2 pseudogenes are annotated in these 1,200 nt (G+C 78.7%); both read left to right on the top strand.

Annotation, left to right across the window (positions count from 1 at the left end):
* A pseudogene (locus EHS43_RS47275) lies at positions 1-257 on the top strand (hypothetical protein); the annotation flags it as partial.
* Positions 258-266: 9 nt separating this feature from the next.
* Positions 267-1,200 (top strand): annotated as a pseudogene (locus EHS43_RS44880) (cation-translocating P-type ATPase); the annotation flags it as partial.

Here is a 1,200-nt window from a genome sequence, read left to right as displayed (position 1 = left end):
CCCGGCCCCGGCCGGGACCAGGGCCGGTGCCGATGCCGGGGCCGGGGGAGCAGGCGGAGTCCGGCGACGGGAGCCGGCCCACCCCCCGGGTCCTCGCGTCGACCCACCACACCCCGGGCACCGCGTCCCGCCGGGCGCCCGGGGCATCCGCGTCGCCGACGCCCTCCGACAGGCTCCCCGTGCACGAGGAGACCGCACCGGTCGGCCGGCGCGGTCCCGGGGGCTCCACCGTGGGCCACACCCGATCCGGCGACTGAGGACGAGCCATGAACCGAGGACTCACCACGGCGGCCGCGGGGCTCCTCCTGGCCGGCCCCCGCCTGCTCACCCGGGGCGTGCCCGTCGCGTACGGCGCGGCAGCAGGGGCGGTGGCCGGGACCGTCCGGGCCGGCGTACGCACCGCGGACTTCGCGGCCCGCACCACGCGGGCCGCGAAGTCCGCCCTCCCCGGAGCGTCCCCGCGCTGGCGGGCCGGCCCGCGCGTCCACGTGCCACTGCGCGCGGACGCGGAGGCCGAGCCGGGGCTCGGAGCGCACGGAGAACACGGGGAGCATGGGGAACCGGGACAGTACGGGGAACCGGGACAGTACGGGGAACCGGGAGAGCCCACGCCCACCGAACACCGCGTCCGCCGGCTCGTCGCCGACCTCGCCGAGCACCCCGACGTCGCTCTGGCCTACTGGGACGAGGGCCTCGGGCGGCTCGTCGTGACCGCCGTGGAGGACGCGGCCACCGATCGGGTCGAGGAGCGGATCGAGGTCCTCGCCGAGCGGCACGGACTGGTGGCGGACGACGAGGACGTCGAGGAGTTCGACCACCCCGGTGACCCCGGCTCGGTGCGCACCGCCGCCGCGGCTCTGGCCGCCGACACCGCCGGAGTCGTCGCCGCCGTCACCGGGGCCGCGCTGCGGCTGCCCGCCTCACCCCGGCCGGTGACGGCGGTGGTGATGCTGCTGCGGGAGAACCCCCGCTTCCGGGGCCTGCTGCACCGGTGGCTCGGGAGCGCGCGGACCGACGTGGCGCTGGCCGCCGTGAACGCCGCCGCGCACGGCGCCGGGCACAGCCCCGTCTCCCTGCTGCTCGACGGGGCCCTGCGCGCCTGCCAGCTGGCCGAGGCCCTCGTACGCACGGCCGCCTTCGAGACGGTGCACGACCACCTCTGCGTCCCCGACCGGGACAGCGTGCCCGCCGACCCGGCCC

This window comes from Streptomyces sp. RP5T (assembly GCF_003933965.1).
Classification (GTDB): Bacteria; Actinomycetota; Actinomycetes; order Streptomycetales; family Streptomycetaceae; genus Streptomyces.
This window is presented reverse-complemented; position numbering and strand designations above follow the sequence as displayed.